13 protein-coding genes are annotated in these 21617 nt (G+C 32.2%); 6 read left to right on the top strand and 7 right to left on the bottom strand.

What is annotated here, in order from left to right; translation table 11 throughout:
• Nucleotides 1-236 precede the first annotated feature (236 nt).
• From JQC67_RS11580 to JQC67_RS11565, 4 genes are read right to left on the bottom strand one after another with little or no spacing between them, the layout of a single operon-like run.
• A complete protein-coding gene (locus tag JQC67_RS11580) occupies nucleotides 237-2606 on the bottom strand; it encodes a GumC family protein (RefSeq protein ID WP_203252969.1) in 2370 nt (789 codons plus the stop codon).
• A 53-nt stretch (nucleotides 2607-2659) separates the two neighbouring features.
• Nucleotides 2660-3442 (bottom strand): polysaccharide biosynthesis/export family protein, encoded by a 783-nt coding sequence (locus tag JQC67_RS11575; RefSeq protein ID WP_203252968.1) that lies wholly within the window; start codon nucleotides 3440-3442, stop codon nucleotides 2660-2662.
• A 45-nt stretch (nucleotides 3443-3487) separates the two neighbouring features.
• The gene (locus JQC67_RS11570; protein ID WP_203252967.1) at nucleotides 3488-5425 is read right to left on the bottom strand and encodes a polysaccharide biosynthesis protein; all 1938 of its coding nucleotides are present in this window, start codon (nucleotides 5423-5425) and stop codon (nucleotides 3488-3490) included.
• A complete protein-coding gene (locus JQC67_RS11565) occupies nucleotides 5422-6558 on the bottom strand; it encodes a DegT/DnrJ/EryC1/StrS family aminotransferase (protein WP_203252966.1) in 1137 nt (378 codons plus the stop codon). Before JQC67_RS11565 ends, JQC67_RS11570 begins: the two co-directional genes overlap by 4 nt.
• 426 nt (nucleotides 6559-6984) lie before the next feature.
• Here JQC67_RS11565 and JQC67_RS11560 point away from each other — a divergent pair, with 426 nt between their 5' ends.
• From JQC67_RS11560 to JQC67_RS11535, 6 genes are all read left to right on the top strand, one after another.
• Complete coding sequence (locus tag JQC67_RS11560; RefSeq protein WP_203252965.1) at nucleotides 6985-8382, top strand: nucleotide sugar dehydrogenase; 1398 nt, start codon at nucleotides 6985-6987, stop codon at nucleotides 8380-8382.
• On the top strand, nucleotides 8379-9395 hold the full coding sequence (locus JQC67_RS11555; protein WP_203252964.1) for an NAD-dependent epimerase: 1017 nt from the start codon (nucleotides 8379-8381) through the stop codon (nucleotides 9393-9395). The genes JQC67_RS11560 and JQC67_RS11555 overlap by 4 nt, the downstream gene beginning before the upstream one ends.
• An 85-nt stretch (nucleotides 9396-9480) precedes the next feature.
• On the top strand, nucleotides 9481-10479 hold the full coding sequence (locus tag JQC67_RS11550; RefSeq protein ID WP_203252963.1) for an SDR family oxidoreductase: 999 nt from the start codon (nucleotides 9481-9483) through the stop codon (nucleotides 10477-10479).
• Nucleotides 10480-10486: 7 nt separating this feature from the next.
• Nucleotides 10487-11767, top strand: a complete 1281-nt coding sequence (locus JQC67_RS11545; RefSeq protein ID WP_203252962.1) for a nucleotide sugar dehydrogenase — start codon at nucleotides 10487-10489, stop codon at nucleotides 11765-11767.
• 916 nt (nucleotides 11768-12683) lie between these two features.
• A complete protein-coding gene (locus JQC67_RS11540) occupies nucleotides 12684-14114 on the top strand; it encodes an Ig-like domain-containing protein (RefSeq protein WP_203252961.1) in 1431 nt (476 codons plus the stop codon).
• 456 nt (nucleotides 14115-14570) lie between these two features.
• On the top strand, nucleotides 14571-17426 hold the full coding sequence (locus tag JQC67_RS11535; protein WP_203252960.1) for a PKD domain-containing protein: 2856 nt from the start codon (nucleotides 14571-14573) through the stop codon (nucleotides 17424-17426).
• A gap of 183 nt (nucleotides 17427-17609) precedes the next feature.
• Here JQC67_RS11535 and JQC67_RS11530 read toward each other — a convergent pair whose 3' ends face one another.
• The 3 genes from JQC67_RS11530 to JQC67_RS11520 form a co-directional block, all read right to left on the bottom strand.
• On the bottom strand, nucleotides 17610-18482 hold the full coding sequence (locus tag JQC67_RS11530; protein WP_203252959.1) for a glycosyltransferase family 2 protein: 873 nt from the start codon (nucleotides 18480-18482) through the stop codon (nucleotides 17610-17612).
• Nucleotides 18483-18581: 99 nt separating this feature from the next.
• Entirely contained in the window at nucleotides 18582-19799 is a 1218-nt protein-coding gene (locus JQC67_RS11525; protein WP_203252958.1) for a glycosyltransferase family 4 protein, read from the bottom strand.
• Between the two features lie 435 nt (nucleotides 19800-20234).
• The gene (locus JQC67_RS11520) at nucleotides 20235-21443 is read right to left on the bottom strand and encodes a glycosyltransferase family 4 protein (protein ID WP_203252957.1); all 1209 of its coding nucleotides are present in this window, start codon (nucleotides 21441-21443) and stop codon (nucleotides 20235-20237) included.
• Between the last annotated feature and the right edge of the window lie 174 nt (nucleotides 21444-21617).

Below are 21617 nucleotides of genomic sequence, written 5' to 3'. Positions count from 1 at the left end.
GGAACCTACAACTTACAAAGATAACTTAATAACAACTTACTGCCGAATTACCCTACTTGATTTTCGTTTAAATTCAAGTGTTATCGGCTAACTACAATTTATAAATTGGAGAACGTAACTAATCACTTATTCTTGTAATCATCTTAAGTGGACTTAATATTTTATTTTTATCAGTTAGACAAAAAAAATCCTGATGCTAAATCAGGATTTTATAAATTATCAAATAATTGTTAAGGTCAAAATTTCCACCACTTTTTGGTAGTCTTACCGTAACCATATCCATATTTACCGCCATAACCTAAATTAGAATCTTTAACGTCATTAACAACAAAAGCTAATCCATCTAGTTTACCTTCATCCCGTAATTTCAGCGGAAATTCAATAACTTTATTTTCGGTTACACCAGCACGAGTCACATAAATAATATGATTCGCAAATTTACTAATCAATAATGTATCCGTAACAACCATTAAGGGTGCAGTATCTACAACCACATAGTCATATTTTTCTGATACATCTTCAAACAAATCTTTTAATCGATCACTCATTAATAATTCGGATGGATTAGGTGGTATTTTACCGGAATATATTACGTCTATTGTCGTAGTATGCACTAACAATGGATTTATTATATCTTTTACTGATATTGAATCATCATAAAGAAATTCAGTTAGCCCAGCATCTTTATTACGAGTTGGTTTCATTCCTAATTTATCGACATCCTTACTAGTAAAAAATGTATAAAGCTTAGGATTTCTAATATCAGCACCGATCAGCAAAACTTTTTTATTTGTATTGGCGAAAATCATTGACAAATTAGATGATAAAAATGTTTTTCCTTCCCCTGGAACACTAGAAGTAACAAATATTAAATTATTTTTACTCCCTTTTTTCGAATTAATTATGTAATCCAAATTGGTACGTAAAATTCTTAGCGATTCACCCAATACACTTCGATCTTCTTTCCTTACCAATATTTCATCTTTCTTTGACAAACTTGGTAATTCCGACAAAACAGGTATTCCCTGAACAAGTTTTTCTAAACCAGTTTTGTTATGTATTTTATTATCGAGTAAATCATTTAAGTAAATTATGCTAAAAGGAATAAAAAGTCCAAATATAATTGCCGCAATATATATTATTTGTTTTTTAGGAGAAACTGGAAATTTACTTTGAAGGTAAGCATTATCAATTATTTTTGATTTCTCGGGACTTGAAGCAGCCGCAATTTGAGACTCTTCTCTCTTTTGCAATAAATATAAGTATAAGCTCTCTCTAGTTTGTTGTTGCCTAGTAATATCAGTTAACATTCTTTGATTTTTGGGAGCCGAATATATTGTACCTTGAATTCTACCCATTTGATTCTGCAAAGTACCAACCGTAGCACCAACATTACGTTCCATTGAAGTTAAACTAGATTGCATAGTGGATTTCAATTGATCTAATTGTTCATTTAGATTAACAATAATCGGATTCTTTTCATCTGCACTTTTCAACAGTCTTTTTCGTTCTGCTACAAGCTCATTATATTTAACCTGCGTACCAGATATTGCACCACTACCCACATCAAATGCAGGCATAGCTTCATAACCATCTTCACTGGCAACATAATTTTTAAGACTAGATACCATTTGCAATTGATTTCTTGCATCATCTAGCTGTTGCCTACTTTGCGAACTTGCTTGAACAGCTGCCCCTACTTCTAACCCACCGCCTGTCATGCCTTTACCTGTCAAAAGTTTTTCTGCATCTTCATCTACTTCAGTTAGACTAGAAGAAATAGTGGTAATACGATTATCTATAAAACTTGCAGTTTTATTAGCAACTGCCTTTTTATCTTCGACAGCATTGTTATTATAATTAAATATTAGTGTATTTAGTATATCCACAGCTTTCTGCTTGACTGGATCATTAATACTAATGTTAATAATATTAGAATACTCATCAGCCACCGCAACAATTGTTTTCAATTGATAGGATTGTGCAATACGGATTATTGGTTTAACCGATACCATGATTTTTTGACCTTTATATTTATTAAAAAAAGGCATGTTTGGTGTTATCACGACACCACCAATGTTTGTTGGGATGTTGTTACCATAAGCAAACATTTGTAGTGGACTATCACGCTCAACGCTGTAGCCAAAATTAGTATCAGATGTCAATTCTATAAAGAAAGTAAATTCAGAATTATGAATCACAGAATCATTTTCAATGAAATTTAAATTAATAGGCCGGTTTGTATATATTTCTGTGTCTTTTACGTTACCAAGTGCAATAACTTGAACATTTAAATTCAGACTTTTGACTACATCTATAAAATTTGATCTAGAATTAAGAATTTCAATCTCATCTTCAACCTTGTTCTTACCTCCGCCTAAAACATCTAAATCTTGAAAAGCAGAAAGTTCAGAACCGGAGTTTTGATTTTCAATAATTTGAATTTTTGCAATCGCCGCGTATTCTGGTGTTGCATATCTTATATATAAAAATGCCAATATAAGTATGCCTATAACTGATAAAACAAACCACTTCCAATGCCTAGTATAAGCAGTTAACAAAGCTTTAATGTCAGTTTCGCTGTCTGAGATGTTTTGTGAATTCATTGTTTTATCACTCTTTAAAAGGAGTTAATTATAATAATTATTTTACTAATTAATTATTTTGATCGAGTAATTATCAAAACTGTAGAAGAAATTAATAAAGATGCTATTGAAACCCACACTGAAACTCTGCTATCAAAAGCTGATGAATTAACAGCAGATTTATTCGGTTCTACATAAACTACATCATTCTGGGTTAAATAGTAAACCGGCGAGTTCAATGCTTCTTTTTTCGTTAAATCTATTCGTGTATACACTTTCGTTCCATTAAAATCACGTATAACCATCACATTTTTACGTATTCCTTTTATTGTTAAATCATTGGCAAGCCCAATAGCTTCTAAAACGGTTATTTGCTCCCCGCCTACAGGGTAGGTTCCGGGTCTATTGACCTCACCAAGAACGGTAACTGTAAAATTCTTTAATCTTATATTGACAATCGCGTCTTTTAAATACGGTGAAAGCTTTTCCTTTAAAAATTGCTTTGCCTCTTCTGGCGAAAGTCCCACTATCTTAATTGCGCCTAATACAGGAAAATCAATCTCACCATTTTTGTCAATTATATAATCTACCTGTTGTGCTCTTATTCCACCTTCTTCGGCACCTTTAAAAAGATTGAATGGTACACTTGCTTGGGGATCAAAAGTTGATACGTGTATACTCAATACATCATCAATTTTAAACTTATTAGTATGTGAATTATCACTAACAATAGTCTCGAAATCACCTGCATTTTGAAAATAGACGATATCTTGCTTTGATGCGCATGAACTCAATAACAAAATTGAAATTGTCCATAAATAAATACTTTTATAAAAAGTAGTGTTCTTTTGTACCATAGTGCCGCTATTATTTTAAATTCAAATGCAAGATTAATAAAAAATTTAAGATTGAACTACCTTTAAGGTTGGTTTATCCCCATGATTTGTTTTTTTGTCCTCATCTAAATCACATAATTCTGAATTATTAGAAACATATTCAGGAACTATATTTTTCATCAATTTTACTGTATTTCCACTGAAGAACATATTGGTTATGCACAATTCATCAATTTTTGAACGAACGTCAGCATAATCTAAGTCTCTTACTTTACTAATTTTTATTTTTTTGTGATATGTAGGTAAGGTGTTTTCCCCATTTGCCAATAACTCTTCGTATAATTTCTCTCCTGGTCTAAGCCCTGTTATTTTAATATCAATGTCCTCTGGGTAATTCAAGCCTGAGAGTTTTATCATATTCTTGGCTAAATCAAATATTTTGACTGATTCACCCATATCGAATATGAATATTTCTCCCCCCTCACCCATAGCTCCAGCTTCTAAAACTAGCTGTGATGCTTCTGGTATAGTCATAAAATATCTCGTAACATCTTTATGTGTAAGAGTTAAGGGTCCGCCTTTTTCTATTTGTTTTCTGAATAATGGAATAACAGAACCATTTGACCCTAAAACGTTTCCAAAACGCGTGGTAATAAATTTCGTTTTCTTTTGCTGCTCCATACAGCTAATATACATTTCAGCTATACGTTTACATGCTCCCATTACATTTGTGGGATTCACAGCTTTATCTGTAGAAACAAAAACGAACTTATCAACCTTATGATTCATTGAAAGATCCGCAATGGTTTTAGTGCCTGCTACATTAATTTTAATGGCCTCATATGAATTATATTCCATTAAAGGCACGTGTTTATACGCAGCCGCATGAAAAACCATGTTGGGCTTATATTCCTGAAAAATAGCATTCATTCGATTTTTATCTCGAATATCTCCCACAATAGGTATGAAATTGTGAAATCCATTTTGCTTTAAATCTTGTTGCAAATCATATAATGCTGATTCTGCTTGATCAATAATTATTAAAGATTTGTAGCTGTAATCACAAATTTGTCGGACTATTTCACTTCCAATTGATCCAGCTCCACCAGTCACAAGAATAACCTTACCATTAAGTTCTTGATCAACTTTTTCATTTTTAAAGCTAATGGGAGCCCGATCTAATAAATCCTCTATCTGAACCTGTTTTATCTGAGAAGCTCTTAATTCCCCATTTATCCAATCCTCTACTGGTGGAACAATTTTAACCTGAACAGGATATTCTACTAAACTCTCTACAAGTTTCCTTAAGTTCTTAGGGTCAATATTTTGAATGGAAAAAATAACTTCTGAAATATCCTTTTTGGTAAGAAAATCTTCAGTTAACACGCTCTTATGAAAGACGCTAACACCATTAATTTGTTTACCTACTTTTTGATTATCATTATCAATATATCCTACAACTCTTGCTCGGCTTTTTGAATGATTTGTTAATGCATTATGGGTTAATATACCAGACTCTCCTGCTCCATAAATCAGTACATTCTTATTAACTTTCATATCCTTCACCAGATACGTATTATAGAGTGCTTTAAATACATATCTGGAAGCTGTAAGCCCCATAAAACTTAATAAACTATGTATTATAATTATACCTCTAGGGATGGTGAAATTTTCAAAGTAGTTTAGTTTTGTATTAATCAGAACCATTACAATCATAATGATGCTGCAAGTACATATTGCATTAAACAGGTTATACACATCTCTAACACCAGTGTGACGCACAACTCCTTTATAAGAACCAACAATTAAAAATGAAATAATTGAAACTAGCGCTACAAAAGGCAATTGTGTGTAGAGCATTGCGACATCAAAATCAAGAGATAGATTAAAACGTATGCAATAGGCTAAAAAGAATGATAAACTTACAGTAATAACATCAATGATTAAAACCAACCATTTAGATGCATAACGATTCACGTTATTTGATAAATAATTTTGAATCATAGCTTAAAAACATTTATGATTAGGTCAACAATTCTATTTAAATCTTCTTGAGACAGATTAGATCCACTTGGCAAACATAAACCTCTCTCAAATAAATCAGCAGAGGTACCATCAGAGTAATTTGCATATTTTTCAAAAATTGGTTGCAGGTGCATTGGCTTCCATAAAGGTCGTGATTCAACATCATTTTCCAGTAACTCAAGCCTGATTTTTTCTCGAACCTCAAAAGTAGGGGTCAAAATACATGTTAACCATCTATTTGAAAAATAGCCATCTGGTTCATGCAAAAATTCAATTTCCTCTATATGGCTAAGTTTTGATTTATAAAATTCAAAATTGGCTCTTCGAGCTTCAACCCTGTCATTTAAAACTTCCATTTGACCGCGACCAATTCCAGCCAAAACATTACTCATTCTATAATTATAACCGACATTTGAATGTTGATAGTGTGGCGCATCATCTCTAGCCTGAGTTGCAAGAAATATCGCTCTTTCCTTATATTTCAACTTTTTGGTAACTAAAGCGCCACCCCCTGAAGTTGTTATAATCTTATTTCCATTAAAAGATAGTATTCCGATTTTACCAAAGCTTCCGCATCTGCGATTATCATAAGAGCTTCCTAGAGCTTCAGCACTATCTTCTACAATTGGAATATCGTGTTCCATTGAGATTCTTTCCAATTCTGAAACATTATATGGCATTCCATACAAATGCACAGCAACTATAGCCTTAGGTTTTTTACCTTTTGATATTCGGTCTTCTATTGCCTTTTTAAGTAGCTCTGGAGAAATATTCCAGGTATCTTTTTCACTGTCAACAAATACCGGAGTTGCTCCCAAATATAATATTGGGTTCGCCGATGCTGAGAAGGTAAAACTTTGACAAATAACTTCATCCCCTTTTGACACGCCAAGAATTTCAAGCGCTAAATGAATGGCAGCTGTGCCAGAACTTAATGCCGCAACATGTACGTCATTATCAATATAACTTTCAATACTCTTTTCAAACAAATTAACATTGGGCCCTAGTGGAGCTACCCAGTTGGTATCAAAGGCTTCTTTAACATAGATTTGTTCTTTTTCTCCCATATGAGGTGAAGAAAGCCATATTTTAGTTGTTGTAATCAAACTCATGTAATTTTAGGGATATACATTAACTTTATAAATCTAAATTTAATCAATCTATACTTTTTAAATACGATTTAAAACTACAAACGGTTCATTATTAAAAAACGTACAATAGTATTTTTAAAGGTTTAGCAAATTTAACTATAACCTAATTCATCCATCCTTTTTATATTATTAATTCGTTTAAAAGGGTTCATTTTAAGGTATATTGAAGAATATTCTGACATATACCCTTAAAAAGGATAATTTAATCTATAAAAAATATACTATAAATTATTTTATTATTTCTCGTCTAAATGCAGAATTACTCTACATAAGAAAAACAAATTTTGTTTTTTTCACAATACCGTTAAAATATGCTCGTTTGACAACTTAAATAGATTAATTATAAAATTATTTACAACCTTTGCATCCCGTTAAAAATAAGTCTAAATGAAAAAAGTTACAAAAATATGCTGTATTGGTGCTGGTTATGTCGGTGGCCCTACGATGTCGGTTATTGCTAGTCAATGTCCTAATATTAAGGTTACAGTCGTTGACATTAATCAAGTGCGAATAGATGATTGGAATTCTAATGATTTGGATCAATTACCTGTATATGAACCTGGCCTAAAAGAAATTGTAGCCGCTAGTCGTGGTAAAAACTTGTTCTTTTCTACCGACGTGGATAAAGCTATTGATGAAGCAGATTTAATATTCATTTCAGTAAACACTCCTACTAAAACGTACGGTAAAGGTAAAGGACAAGCCGCTGATTTAAAGTATGTAGAATTATGCGCTAGAAATATTGCCAAAGTAGCGAAAAACGACAAAATTATTGTTGAAAAATCTACGCTTCCTGTACGAACAGCAAGCGCTATAAAAAGTATTTTAGACAATACTGGTAACAATGTTAAATTTGAAATATTATCAAATCCTGAATTTTTAGCCGAGGGTACTGCAATTGATGATTTATTGAATGCAGACAGAATTCTTATTGGTGGTGATGATACGCCTTCTGGCAAAGCAGCTAAAAACACATTAAGTGCTATTTATGAACAATGGCTGCCTAAAGAAAGAATTTTACAAACCAATGTTTGGTCTTCAGAGTTGTCTAAATTGGTAGCAAACGCATTTTTAGCGCAACGAGTTTCTTCAATTAATGCCATATCTGCACTCTGCGAAAAAACAGATGCAAATATTGCAGAGGTATCACGCGCAATTGGTACCGATAGTAGAATTGGTCCGAAATTTTTAAATGCATCTGTAGGTTTTGGAGGTTCATGTTTTCAAAAAGACATTTTAAATTTAGTATATATTGCCAGAAGTTATGGCTTACAAGAAGTAGCTGATTATTGGGAGCAAGTTATTATTATGAATGATTACCAAAAAAGACGATTTGCGGAACATATCATTTCAACCTTATATAATACGGTTTCCGGAAAGAAAATTGCTTTCTACGGATGGGCATTTAAAAAGGACACTAACGATACTCGTGAATCGGCAGCTATTTATGTTGCAGACGCCTTATTAGATGAGCAAGCTGAAATTGTAGTCTACGATCCAAAAGTTTCTGCAGAGCAGATATATAGAGATCTAGACTATCTTGGTTCACGATCTCCAGAAGAAAACAGAAGGTTACTAACTGTAATTTCAGACCCAATGGAAGCTGCTGAAAATGCACATGCAATTGGTATTCTAACAGAATGGGACGAGTTTAAAAGTTATGACTGGGATGTAATTTATTCAAAAATGCTTAAACCAGCATTTCTTTTTGATGGACGTCGCATCTTAGATAAAGACACAATGAAATCAAAAGGATTTCATTATTACAAAATAGGTCAATCATGAAAATTTTAGTAACCGGAGCAGCTGGTTTTATTGGACATCACCTATGCAATGCCCTTTTAAAAAGGAACATTGAAGTAGTAGGGTTGGATAATATCAATGATTATTATGATGTTAATTTAAAATATGACCGGTTAAAAGAACTAGGTATTTCTAAAAATGACGCCTCTCAATGGAACATTAAAACTTCTAGTTCAATTCATGGTGCTAAATTTTCTTTTGTTCGAATGCGATTGGAAGATAGAGCTGAATTACCAAAACTATTTAAAGACGAGAACATTATTGCTGTTTGCAATCTTGCTGCTCAAGCTGGTGTACGTTATAGTCTTGAAAACCCAGAAAGTTATATCGATAGTAATATAGTTGGCTTTTTGAATTTATTAGAATGTTGTCGACATAATAAAGTTGAACATTTGGTTTACGCAAGTAGTTCTAGTGTATACGGCTTGAATGAGAAAGTGCCTTTTTCAACCGAAGATAGTGTTGACAACCCTATTAGTATTTATGCCGCCAGCAAAAAGAGTAATGAATTAATGGCACATACCTATAGCCATTTATTTGGTATGCCAACCACTGGCCTTCGCTTTTTTACGGTATATGGGCCATGGGGCCGGCCAGATATGGCTCTTTTTCTTTTTACTGATGCTATATTAAATGAAAGACCTATAAAAGTATTTAATCATGGCGAAATGGAGCGTGACTTCACATACGTAGATGACATAGTTGAAGGAGTTGTGCGAGTGCTGACAAAATCAACAAAGAATCGAGATTTATATAAAGTATATAATATTGGTAATAATAATTCTGTTAAGCTTGCTGACTTCATTGAAGCAATTGAAGTAGAAACGGGCAAAACGGCCGAAAAAGAAATGTTGCCTATGCAACCCGGTGATGTGAAACGCACCTGGGCTGATGTTGACAGTCTAATTCGTGATTATGACTATCAACCTAATACGGCCATTAAAGATGGTGTTGGAGAATTTGTTAGATGGTATAAAAATTACTATAAAGTATAGTTTTCAAAAAATCACGCATTATAGCTTCAAAAGATAAAAATCTTTAAATAACTAACGATTTCTCTTATAAATTTTCAAAATTAACATGGATTTAAAAAACTTGAATTTCGATTCTAATTATAAAGTACTTGTAACCGGTGGTGCGGGCTTTATTGGATCAAACATTACTGAGGCGCTACTTCAAAATGGTAACAAAGTGGTTTGTTTAGATAATTTTGCAACTGGAAAAAGAGAGAATGTTGAACCCTATTTATCCAATTCAAATTACACTTTAATTGAAAATGATATACGAGAACTTCAAGCATGTCATGAGGCATGTGAGGGTGTAGATTATGTACTTCACCAAGCAGCATTAGGGTCAGTGCCGCGATCAATAAATGACCCAATTACCAGTAATGATGTTAATGTATCAGGATTTTTAAATATGCTAGTAGCGGCAAGAGATGCTAAGGTAAAACGTTTTGTTTATGCAGCTAGTTCATCTACGTATGGTGATTCAAAATCAATGCCGAAAGTAGAGGAAGTAATTGGCAAACCGCTGTCGCCCTATGCAATAACAAAATATGTAAATGAATTATATGCTGATATATTCTCTAAAACTTATGGCCTTGAAACTATAGGATTACGTTACTTTAATGTATTTGGCAGAAGACAAGATCCAAATGGAGCGTATGCTGCTGTAATTCCAAAATTTGTAATTCAACTAATGCAACATGAATCCCCAACCATTAATGGCGATGGGTCTTTCTCAAGAGATTTCACCTATATTGATAATGTTATTCAGATGAATATTCGGGCATTACTAACAGAAAACAAAAATGCGATTAGTGCTATTTACAATGTGGCCTACGGTGAACGAACAGATTTAAGAGAATTAGTTGATTTATTAAAAGTGTATTTATCAGAGTTTGACCCTAAAATTGGGGCGATTGAAACCATTTATGGCCCCGAAAGGCAAGGTGATGTACCACATTCGTTAGCATCAATAGAAAAAGCAAAAAACTTGTTGGGCTATCAGCCCAAGTTTGACATCAAAAAAGGCCTAAAAGAAGCCGTGAAATGGTATTGGAATAATTTAAAATAAAATTGACATGAGCACCCCAAAAATAGCAGTTATTGGCCTTGGATACGTTGGACTACCGCTAGCACGTTTATTCGCGACCAAATTTTCAGTCGTTGGTTTTGATATCAATAAAAGTAGAATTCAAGAACTACAATCGGGTACAGATAGTACTCTTGAGGTTTCAGATGAAGTATTACAAAACGTACTTCAAAGTGCACCAAGTATGAATACAGGGCTTTTTTGCACCGATAATATCGAAAACATCGCTGATTGCAATTATTATATAGTTACGGTACCTACGCCTGTTGACAATACCAATAGACCTATTTTAACACCCTTGTATAAGTCTAGTGAAACGGTAGGCCAAGTTCTAAAGAAAGGCGATATTGTTATTTATGAATCAACTGTATATCCTGGTGTTACCGAAGATGAATGTGTACCCGTACTTGAAAAAGTAAGTGGTCTAAAGTTTAATAAAGATTTCTTTGTGGGCTACTCACCTGAACGAATTAACCCAGGCGATAAAGAGCATACAGTTGAGAAAATTTTAAAAGTCACCTCTGGTTCTACACCAGAAATTGGCAAGAAAGTGGATGCTTTGTATGCATCTGTGATAACCGCTGGGACGCACCTCGCTCCTTCAATTAAAGTTGCCGAAGCTGCTAAAGTAATAGAAAACTCGCAAAGGGATATCAATATCGCTTTTGTTAATGAGTTAGCTAAAATATTTAATTTGATGGGTGTTGACACCCATGAAGTTTTGGAAGCAGCAGGTACCAAATGGAATTTTCTACCTTTTAAACCAGGACTAGTTGGTGGGCACTGTATTGGCGTTGATCCATACTACTTAGCGCAAAAAGCACAAGAGTATGGGTATCATCCTGAAATTATTCTGGCTGGTAGAAGAATGAATGATGGAATGGGGAAATATGTTTCAGCTGAAATTGTGAAGTTAATGGTGCAAAAAGAAATTAAAATTAAAGGTTCTAAAATTTTAGTACTTGGTATTACTTTTAAAGAAAATTGCCCCGATGTTAGAAATACTAAGGCAGTTGATGTAATTCGAAATCTAAATAGTTATGGAGCAGATGTAACCATATTTGACCCATGGGCTTCACCAAACGAAGTGAAACATGAGTATAACTTAGATACCACAAAAAATTTACCTAACGATTTATATGATGCGGTTGTACTAACGGTTGCTCATAAAGAATACTTAGAACTAGACTTGAGATCACTGTTAAACGAAAATGGTGTCTTGTATGATGTAAAAGGTATTCTAAAGTGTAAAGTTGAAGGAAGGTTATAAAATTCAACCTTCTTAGGTGAGAAAAAATGTCATCGAAATTTTGATTCATGTGGTAAATCCACAAAAATCGATTAAAGTACTAATTAAAAGGGTTCTTATGTTAGCTAACATAAGAACCCTTTTAATTTATTCGACTACACAAATAGTTCGCAATATATATAATCTACCATAATATTGATTATTATGCACAAGTGTCAATCGTCTAAAAATAAGCATTACCCTTAATCATTTTATATAAATTTTAATCTCAATATACAATTAGTTATACTGTTAATAAAAAGTGCATTTAGTAATGTTCAGCATAAATCGCTAATTGGTTAAAGTTTAACTCTGCGATTCTAAAAAATGTTTAGTGCTTGACGGTTTAATATAAATCTAAAAAATTAAATAAGTCTAGGTAATTCTACACATAAATGTCAAATACTAACTATTATTTCTGATAATAAAATAATTTTACTTTTACACCTAATTTATAGCACATAAAATATAATGTGAGGTCTGATTTTACCATACTATTTATTATAATGTCAATCTCTAGATTAGCTATCTACTCTCCGCACAAATAACAAATAATCGTTTATCTACATTTATTTTTGCATTTAATCTATTAATCGATCCAATTTGTAGTACATCGAAGCTAGACATCGAAAAAAAGGTATTTCGTCTAGTATATATGCACTTTCACAACATTATTCAATCCTCTAAGTTATTATTAATGAACAGTTAACAATAAAATCGAAAACATCTCTAATTCAAAACAAATGTTAAAAAAAGATGTAGTTTATCGAATATTAATGCATTTGAACGTCTAATATTTATATAAGGTCGTATCATATTACGTGCATTTCATTTTAAACGCTATAAAACTGAGAAATAAGACTTGAAACCCAAATCAAGTTTTAAAAATAACCTACTTATGACATATCTTTGTGTAAAAAACTATCAATACATGCTTTTCTTTGCCTTAATTATCTCCTTCATTTCGTGTAGTAAGGATAGTGATTTACTTTCAGAGTATGTTATTGCTGATCATACAGAATCTCGATTAGTCAGTAATATTTTTATTGCAGATAATTTTATTATCAATGGCAACGACGCCATTGTCTTAGATGTTCTTTTGAATGATAGTATTTCAAATTACAATGACATAAAAATTATTAACACTACGCAACCAGAAAATGGGACGGTATTAATAAATGAAGACAAAACATTAACCTACATACCTGATGCATCAGTTAACGAAGAGGAAACAACAGATAACTTTACATATACTACACAAGAAAATGAATCTGGTTCAACGGTGAATACTAAAGTTGATGTAACTAAGATTAATGATGAAGTAAAATACTGGAAAAGATTATTTGACATTAAATGGGCTGATTCGGATTATGATAATGCATCTTCCAGATCAAAAAGTGCAAACAAAGAACAAGAATATTATTTTCTTGCGTATTTTATTGATGGCTTATCCACAATGTGGCAAGCTACAGGTGATAATGTTTATTTAGATCAAGCTTTAGGTTTAATCAATAATACCATAAAGGATGCTAAAAGCGTTGGTAATGGATATAAGGGATGGCCCGCTAAAAATGGAACTGAGTATACTTTATGGGATTCATATTATTGGCGTACCGTGGCAACTTTGGTACGTATAATGCATCAATCCCCAAATCTTAGATCAACAGGATACCAAGAAGAGTTTGAAAATCTTTTAGCCTTTTCGGAAAATAATATTTGGGACAGGTATTTCTCTTATGGATTAGGTTCCATTTACCGATCACGCACGCATATGGCATCACATTGGGCGCGAATAGGTATGGAACTTTATATAGTAACAGGTGAAAAAAAATACAAAGAAGTTTTTGATAATATTTCTTTTGGTGAAATGCCAGGTAGAGAATCAAATTTACAAAATCAATTCTACCCAAATCCTAAAAATCCAAAAGCCTATGCTTGGGATTCGCACTGGGGATCTATAGATGGATCTGAAATACAGGATACTTCCCATGCAGGTACTTTAATAAGTTTATGGGTACTTGCTTATGATCAAAATATGTATTGGACCAAAAGTGATATTAATGGACTAATTCCAATTTTAGACATTGTTTGGTCGAAAACAAATTCAAAAAATATCAAGCTAAATATTGATGGTAGTGGGGGCTACGGAGCAAAAGGAAGACTTCATGAATGGTTCTATTTAGGACGATTCGATCAAAAATTACAAGATCGTATTAAAAAAGAATATATTGGAAGTCATCTTAATTATTTCGGCACACAGGTACTTGGTATTGCTGCATTAAATGCTAAGATTCTATCTGACGGATCTCCTGTTTACCCTGAAAAATAATTATCTATTCACTATAAGGATATAATTTGAGATAATTTTTCACATTACACAATATTACTTCATGTACATAATTATAAAACAAGTCTCTATACTTAATACTTAAAAGCTTGTTTTTAAATTTATACTTCTATTGCAAACTACTTTCTTGCAAAAGAAATTCAAAATTGCAATAATTTCATTTTATAATAATCGCCAAGATTTTATATTAATATGAAAAACAAATTATGTATTTCATCGATTATTTTCTTAAAAAGTGTTAATTAACTAACCTACAAACATCCAATTACTATTGTATTCAAGTATATTACTATATTTTGAAATACAATATAAATTAGGTAAAATCGTTAAAGACATCAATTATGTGCATTTCATCGAAAATAATAGGTTATTCATCGAAAAGTAATATTGCTTGCGTATAATTGCAAAATCTTTAATTCGAATATTTTTAGTTACTAAATGAGTTTTTATCCCACACGACCACAAGTACAATTTTTATGTTTTACTATTATTTCAATACTATTAGTTCTATCCTGTAGTAAGGATAGTGATTTACTAAAAAATAGTATCTTAAATGATGATATTCAATCTATTGAAGACCGTGATTCACAAAATGAAACTGAAATAATAGATGAAGAAATAGAGGTTTCACCTGAAATTGAGTTAGAAGCTGAAGTACTATTAGAAAGTCGCACCACAAAATTCTTCCCAATTCAAGACGCGTATTTAAATGATGGCGATGGTGTTAACCATGATGTTATACGCCTACAAACAGATAAACGTACGAGTTACCTTTTATATGATTTGAGCGCTATAGATAGTATTGGTGGTGAAATCATCAATACTGAATTTCAATTTACGATATTTAAAGATGGTGGTGATGGTGAAATAAAAATTCATAAAGGGGCTGTTTTAAAATGGCATGAAGATGAAATTAATGCAACAACTGCCCCAGAAACTCAGTTGGAATTAGGATCCATTGATAAAACTTATGAAATTGGACAAACAGAGACGGTGGAATTAGACGCCTCTTTAATGTCTGCTGAAAATACAACCATAATATTAGAACAATTAGAAGGTAACGATTTAGCAATAGCATCGAAGGAAAATCCTACGGCACAAGCACCTATCTTAGTTATTACGTATGAAACTGCGGTAGATGCTGGGGCAATTGAAGATTATATGTCTGCTGAAAGTATTGTTTCTGAAGAAGATGACAAAGATGAAGTGGTTGTAAATGAATTAAATATAGAAGTTACAGCTGATAAAATCAAAGGTGATGCTCCATTAAAAGTAGTATTTACTAGTAATGAGTCAAGTGCTGATGATGTATTGATTAAAACATATAATTGGGATTTCAAAGATGGTACAACTACAGATTCTCAAAATCCTACGCATACTTTTAATGAGGTGGGTATTTATAAAGTGGAGCTATCGGTCACTGATGAAGAAAATAGAACAAATAGTACCACGCTTACCATTGTTGTTGGTGAGCATAAAAATGTAGCGCCTGTTGCAAAAGCCACAGCTGATAAGACTAGTGGAGAAGCTCCCTTAAAGGTTAAATTTAATGGGAAAAGTTCTACCGATGATTTAGAAATCAAAAGCTATTTATGGGATTTCAAAGATGGAAAATCTACCTCAATAAGTCCAACACATACTTTTGAGAAAGCTGGCACCTATATTGTTGAATTTACGGTTACCGATGAAGAAGGATTGAGTGATCAAGAATCCATTACAATTGAGGTCAAAGAATCAAAAAATGATGCTCCTATTGCTAAAGCGACTGCTGACAAGACAAGTGGTGAAGCTCCCTTAAAGGTTAGGTTTAGCGGCAAGGATTCTAGTGATGATACGGAGATTAAAAGTTATTCATGGGACTTTAAAGACGGAAAATCTTCTTCAATAAATCCGACACACACTTTTGACAAGGCTGGCAAATACATTGTCGAATTTACTGTTACTGATGAAGATGGTTTAAGTGATCAAGTACTAATTACGATTGAGGTTGACGAACCAGCAAACGAAAAACCTAGTGCAGATGCTGCAGCTAATAAAACAAAAGGTGAAGTGCCTTTAGTCGTTGAATTTTCTTCTAAAAAATCAACTGATGATAAAAAGATTACAAATTACACTTGGGATTTCGATGGTAATGGGACCGCAACTGATGAAAACCCGACTTTAACTTTTAATCAACCTGGTACATTTAAGGTTAAGTTGACCGTAGAAGATGCTGAAGGTTTGGTAGATTCAGATTATATAACAATTACCGTAGAAGAGGAAGAAGTGGCAATACCTTCTACCAGTGCTGATGTCAGATATTGGAAGGAAAGATTTGATTCGCAATGGTCTCAAGATCGTTCTGAGGCATATTCTATGTCCAATAGTCGCGGTAGAAATCAGGAGTATTATTACTTGGGGCTATACATAGATGGTTTATCGTCTATGTGGCAGGCTACAGGTGATAATGAGTACTTGGACACCGCGTTGGAATTGATTTACAATACAGTTGATGATGCCAAATCTGTTGGGGGTGGATATTTGGGTTGGCCTGCAAGTGATGGAAATGAATATGACTTATGGGATGCTTATTATTGGAGGCATGTGAGTACATTACTACGAATAATTCATCAATCATCTAGTATCAAGAATTCTTCGAAATATAAAAATCAATATAAAGAACTATTAGCTTTTTCTGAAAAAAATATTTGGGACAGATATTACAATGCCAATCTGAAAAAAATATATCGTTCTCGAACGCACATGGCATCGCATTGGGCACGAATTGGAATGGAATTATATATTATCACTGGAAAAAGTAAATACAAAGAAGTATTTGAGAATATATCTTATGGTAATATGGTAGATGAACCTTCAAATCTACGGAATCAATTATATGATAACCCGAAAGATGCGTCTGCCTATGCATGGGATCAAACCTGGGGGGTGCGAAAAGGTTCAAATATTCAAGACACCTCACATGCAGGACCAATTGTTAGCTTTATAACTTTAGCTTATGAAAACGGCATGTACTGGAAGAAAAGTGACGCAAACGCATTATTGCGTACAATTGATGTAGTTTGGACTGGACCAGACAATATAAAATTGAATGTTGATGGAAGCGGAGGGGATGGTGCAAAGGGTCGATTGCATGAATGGTTCTATTTAGCAAGATATAGCCAAAGCCTTCAAAATAGAATTAAAAAGGACTACCAATCTAATCCACATTTGAACTTCTTTGGCTCTCAGGTTTTGGGAATCGCAGCATTGAACTCAAAAATACTATCTGATGGGTCAGCAGTATACCCACGATAAAATGATATTGAAGCACTTACAAATAAGTATGGATACATTTTTTATGTTGAACCATTTAAATTTACTTTTTAAATAAAGTTTAAATATTTAAAAAAAAATCAGACAATTTAGGATTTAATCAATTCTACTTTTAAATAGATGGGGTTTGTAGAGATACTTAAAAGTATAATAGTCATTTTAAATTTAATTTTTTGCTAGAACATTCTTAAATATTCGCAACATATGTTTCAAATTATAAAAAACAGGATATTTATTTCGTTTGCAATATAAATAACGATTTAAAACCTTATTAATTCCAAACCGTTTTACATTCCATAAATGCATAAACATTGCGCCCTGATATTGGTACAATCCTTTTGATTTTAGAAATTCATTGTAACGAACCATTGAATCAAACCTACAATCTAAAATAAACTCACTAGTCTGTTTTGTTAGTGAATTTTCAGTATCCGTAATCACATAAATTACATCAGTACAAATAGATATTGCTTCTGAATAATAGGCAACTTGCAAAGAAAAAAGCACATCGTTTGATGCAGTAACTTCCTCAAATTTGATATTTTTTTCATGAATAAGACTTAAACTAATGAGTTTACTAACGGGTTCATAAAATTTTAAGAATATTTCTTTCTTCTTGTATTTTATAAAATCATCAATTAATAAACACGTTGGTATGTGACGATTTGCAATAGCACCTGTATTCGGATATATACTTGTAGGCTTAAAGTAAATAACTTCGTAGTCACTTAAAAGTTGTTTTTTAACACTTTCAAAAGCATCCTTTGTGAAATAATCATCTGCATCAGCAAATAGCACATAATCGCCAGTTGCATTGCTTAAGCCTAGATTTCTAGCTGCACCCGCGCCTTTTTTACTTTTGCTAACTTTTAAAAATTTAACGAACTTATAATCCTTTTCAAGGATTGATATTTCAAAATCACTATTATCATCTATAACTATTGTTTCTATCCAATTCTCATTGGGTATAGAATTTAGCATTACGACTAGGCTGTCTTTAGAATTGTAATGGGGAATTATAACACTGACTTTTTTCATAAGAAAAATAGTATTACTATTTATTTCATGCATGTATAGAAAATGATTCCATACTTTATTTTGCTTGCACGTTCAAATTTATTTTATGTCAAAGATTGTTTAAACTTTTTCTTCAACAAGCTGCTCTACCAATCCAACTATTTTCATATTTGTTGATTTACGATTAAAATGACGTTCCGCAATTCTTCTTGAGTTTTCCCCATAAAGTTTCATTTTTTTTCTATGACTAATAAGTTTTAAAATTTTATTAGAAAGATCCTTCTCTTTACCAGCAAGATAATTAAAACCTAATTTTTGGGAATCAATTATATTTTTAAATTCATCATTTTCACTACTATTTAATATGGGTAAACCAGCAGAAACATAATCGCCAATTTTATAAGTTATACTTTGTTGTGCTCCTTTTACTATGGCACTAAGTGCAATATCTGAATTTTTCAGATAGTTAACCATAACTGGATATTCTACAAACCCAACAAACTCAACAGGTAATTTATTACGTATTGCAATTCTCTCAAGTTCTTCCCTTTGAGGTCCGGATCCTAAAATCTTAACTTTTAACTGAGAAATTTTATGTTCGTTATTTAGTATAACTAAAGCACGTAAAACTGTCGCAATGTCATAGCTGTAGCTCAAACACCCAATATAAATCAGCCAAATTTCTCCGTCCTTCTTGATACTTGTAAACTTATAACTGTCAAAAATTTCTAAATCGGCCCCTAAAAATACAGGTAGTATAGGAACCTTATTATTTACTACATGTGCTCTATCAACATATGTTTTAGAGACACCTACTATTGCTCCCGCAGCTTTATAAATACTATTAGCCCGCAAGGTAAATGGTAAAACCAAAAAATTGAAGAGAAAAGAAGGGAGCTTAATTACTGAACGCAAAGCCTCAGGCCAAATATCAATGATATCTATAACAGAAGGAATATGATTTTTTTTAGCAAACTTTGAGGCAATACTAGCAGAACTAAATGTGGGGAAAGAAAAATATATTGCATCAGGAAACTGTACATAATTCTTCAACGCTTTCTTTAAGTTAATACCAAACTGATTATGACTTAGTATTCTTCTTAACCCTAAATGACTTTCATAACCAGGCTCATAAATTAATTTTATATTAAATTTCCCTTTAATTAACTTATTTACATCTATTTCATTTCTTTGAGTTTTTGTTCGATGTGCAAATGAAGAAGTAAGTAATATAACTGAATGTCCCTGTTCAGCAAATAGATTAGCTAAATAGTGGAACCGACAATTTCCTTTTTCACCTGGCAAAATAGCATAATTTGCAATTATTAAAATATTCATATTCTAGTGTTTATCTTGAATTCGAATCATATATTAAAATTTTCAATGGTACTTTTTGTACTTGCTATAAAGTATAATGAGGGAAAGGGTTAAATAGTTAACATTTATATATAATTAAATATAATGTATAATTTCAAATTTTCTTTAAACAAAGAAAATTCTTACTATATTTCTCTGTACATCGATGATATGCAGCATTATAGCTGAGTATTACAAATTAAAACATGAAGGCCTAATGTCAGTTTTCTCTTATTTATAATTTATTAAGGAAAACTATAAAAAAAGAAATTTAGGTTGCAATTATTATATGTTGATAAATATCAACAAAGAGACTTAATAAATTATATCTAAAATCTACATTTTAAATATTCACTCAATTTTTCATTTCATCATTTATTAACGAACGAGGTAAGAATCAAAATTAAAGTATAAATTTTAATTTCTATGCCCAGTTTGGTGCTCTATAGAATTAATTAACTCAGCAAATTGAGCGCATAGAATGGACTTATCATAAGTAGTTTCTGCTAAAGTTCTAGCTTTCTTTCCCATTTCTAAGCATTTGTTGGGATGTTCTCTTAGGTAAAGAATTTTGTCAGCTAGCTCTTTTGGCTTTTCTGGGTCAACATAGAAACCACAATCATTATCTTCTACCAAATCTTTGGTCCAACCTGCTGAGTTTACAATAATTGCCTTCTCAGCTGAAAGCGAGTCAAATAACTTATTCGGCGAATTGGTAGCAAGAATGGGGATGTTTTGAAACGTAATCAATGAAACATCACAAATGTTAACAATTTCGGAAAGTTCCTCCATAGGCTTGTTTCCAAGGAAAACCACATTTTTTAAATTCTCTTTAATACATCTTTCTTTAAGGTCGGCTTCCGATGCACCACCTCCTAAAAATATAAATTCAATATCTTTTTCATTATTTAACATTTCAGCTGCATCTATGATATACCGCATGCCATTTGCTATGTTCATAGCTCCGAAATACACCACTTTAAATGAATCTTTTTTTAAATTCAAAGTATTAATTAGTCCTAAATTCTTTTCTCTACCCCAGAACTCTTCAATTTTAGACATGTTTGGTATCATAGAAACTTTTTCTTTTGATATCTTTCTTTTTAGAACGCCTTCATACATACCTGGTGAAAGTGCGACTATATGCTTTGCATTTTTATAAATCGTTTTCTCTAAAAATAATGCCAGATTTACTAAGAATTTATTTTTTAGACCTCCCATTTGAATAGGTACTTCTGGCCACAAATCTCTCACCTCAAAAACATAGGGTTTTTTCTTAAACCATTTTAACGCAAGTGCTGGCAATCCTATAGTTAAAGGTGTAGATGTAGCAATAACAAGGTCAATGTCTTTTTCTTTTAGCGCAACCGGTATTGAATTAAATACAAATTTCATAAAAGTCGTCAATCTTGTATAAAAAGAATTGTTATCATATAAAATATTTAGATAAATTACATTTATACCATCAATATCAACTCGTTCTAGTTTTGAGTTAATTTTTTTATTCATGGTGAGCATGGTAACCTTATGTCCATTTTTTATTAATTCTTGGGCAATCCAATAAGAACGTGTACTACCTGCCTGATATGGCGTATGAAAGTATTGGTGTATATAAAGAATGTTCATATTATTTTATTTCTTCAATTAAGATTTAATATTAATTTAATTTTTAGGTTTCTTAAATCGCTAATTAAGACGCCTAAAGAAACTATTTTTAGTTCTTTACTACATTAAAAGCTCTACTACACTCACTTAAAAGGCTATTTCTCGTGCTAATACTTATCGAATAGTATTGATTAT

Origin of the sequence: Aurantibacter crassamenti (assembly GCF_016811105.1) — a bacterium.
Lineage (GTDB): Bacteria > Bacteroidota > Bacteroidia > Flavobacteriales > Flavobacteriaceae > Aurantibacter_A > Aurantibacter_A crassamenti.
The sequence above is the reverse complement of the archived record's forward strand: the minus strand, read 5'-3'. Positions and strand labels throughout refer to the sequence as shown.

Excerpts from the sequence above, each read along its gene's own strand:
- JQC67_RS11520 (WP_203252957.1), bottom strand. The coding sequence starts at position 21,443 with ATGAACATTCTTTATATACACCAATACTTTCATACGCCATATCAGGCA.
- JQC67_RS11560 (WP_203252965.1), top strand. The coding sequence starts at position 6,985 with ATGAAAAAAGTTACAAAAATATGCTGTATTGGTGCTGGTTATGTCGGT.
- JQC67_RS11580 (WP_203252969.1), bottom strand. The coding sequence starts at position 2,606 with ATGAATTCACAAAACATCTCAGACAGCGAAACTGACATTAAAGCTTTG.
- JQC67_RS11570 (WP_203252967.1), bottom strand. The coding sequence starts at position 5,425 with ATGATTCAAAATTATTTATCAAATAACGTGAATCGTTATGCATCTAAA.
- JQC67_RS11555 (WP_203252964.1), top strand. The coding sequence starts at position 8,379 with ATGAAAATTTTAGTAACCGGAGCAGCTGGTTTTATTGGACATCACCTA.
- JQC67_RS11540 (WP_203252961.1), top strand. The coding sequence starts at position 12,684 with ATGACATATCTTTGTGTAAAAAACTATCAATACATGCTTTTCTTTGCC.
- JQC67_RS11550 (WP_203252963.1), top strand. The coding sequence starts at position 9,481 with ATGGATTTAAAAAACTTGAATTTCGATTCTAATTATAAAGTACTTGTA.
- JQC67_RS11525 (WP_203252958.1), bottom strand. The coding sequence starts at position 19,799 with ATGAATATTTTAATAATTGCAAATTATGCTATTTTGCCAGGTGAAAAA.
- JQC67_RS11530 (WP_203252959.1), bottom strand. The coding sequence starts at position 18,482 with ATGAAAAAAGTCAGTGTTATAATTCCCCATTACAATTCTAAAGACAGC.
- JQC67_RS11565 (WP_203252966.1), bottom strand. The coding sequence starts at position 6,558 with ATGAGTTTGATTACAACAACTAAAATATGGCTTTCTTCACCTCATATG.
- JQC67_RS11545 (WP_203252962.1), top strand. The coding sequence starts at position 10,487 with ATGAGCACCCCAAAAATAGCAGTTATTGGCCTTGGATACGTTGGACTA.
- JQC67_RS11575 (WP_203252968.1), bottom strand. The coding sequence starts at position 3,442 with ATGGTACAAAAGAACACTACTTTTTATAAAAGTATTTATTTATGGACA.
- JQC67_RS11535 (WP_203252960.1), top strand. The coding sequence starts at position 14,571 with ATGAGTTTTTATCCCACACGACCACAAGTACAATTTTTATGTTTTACT.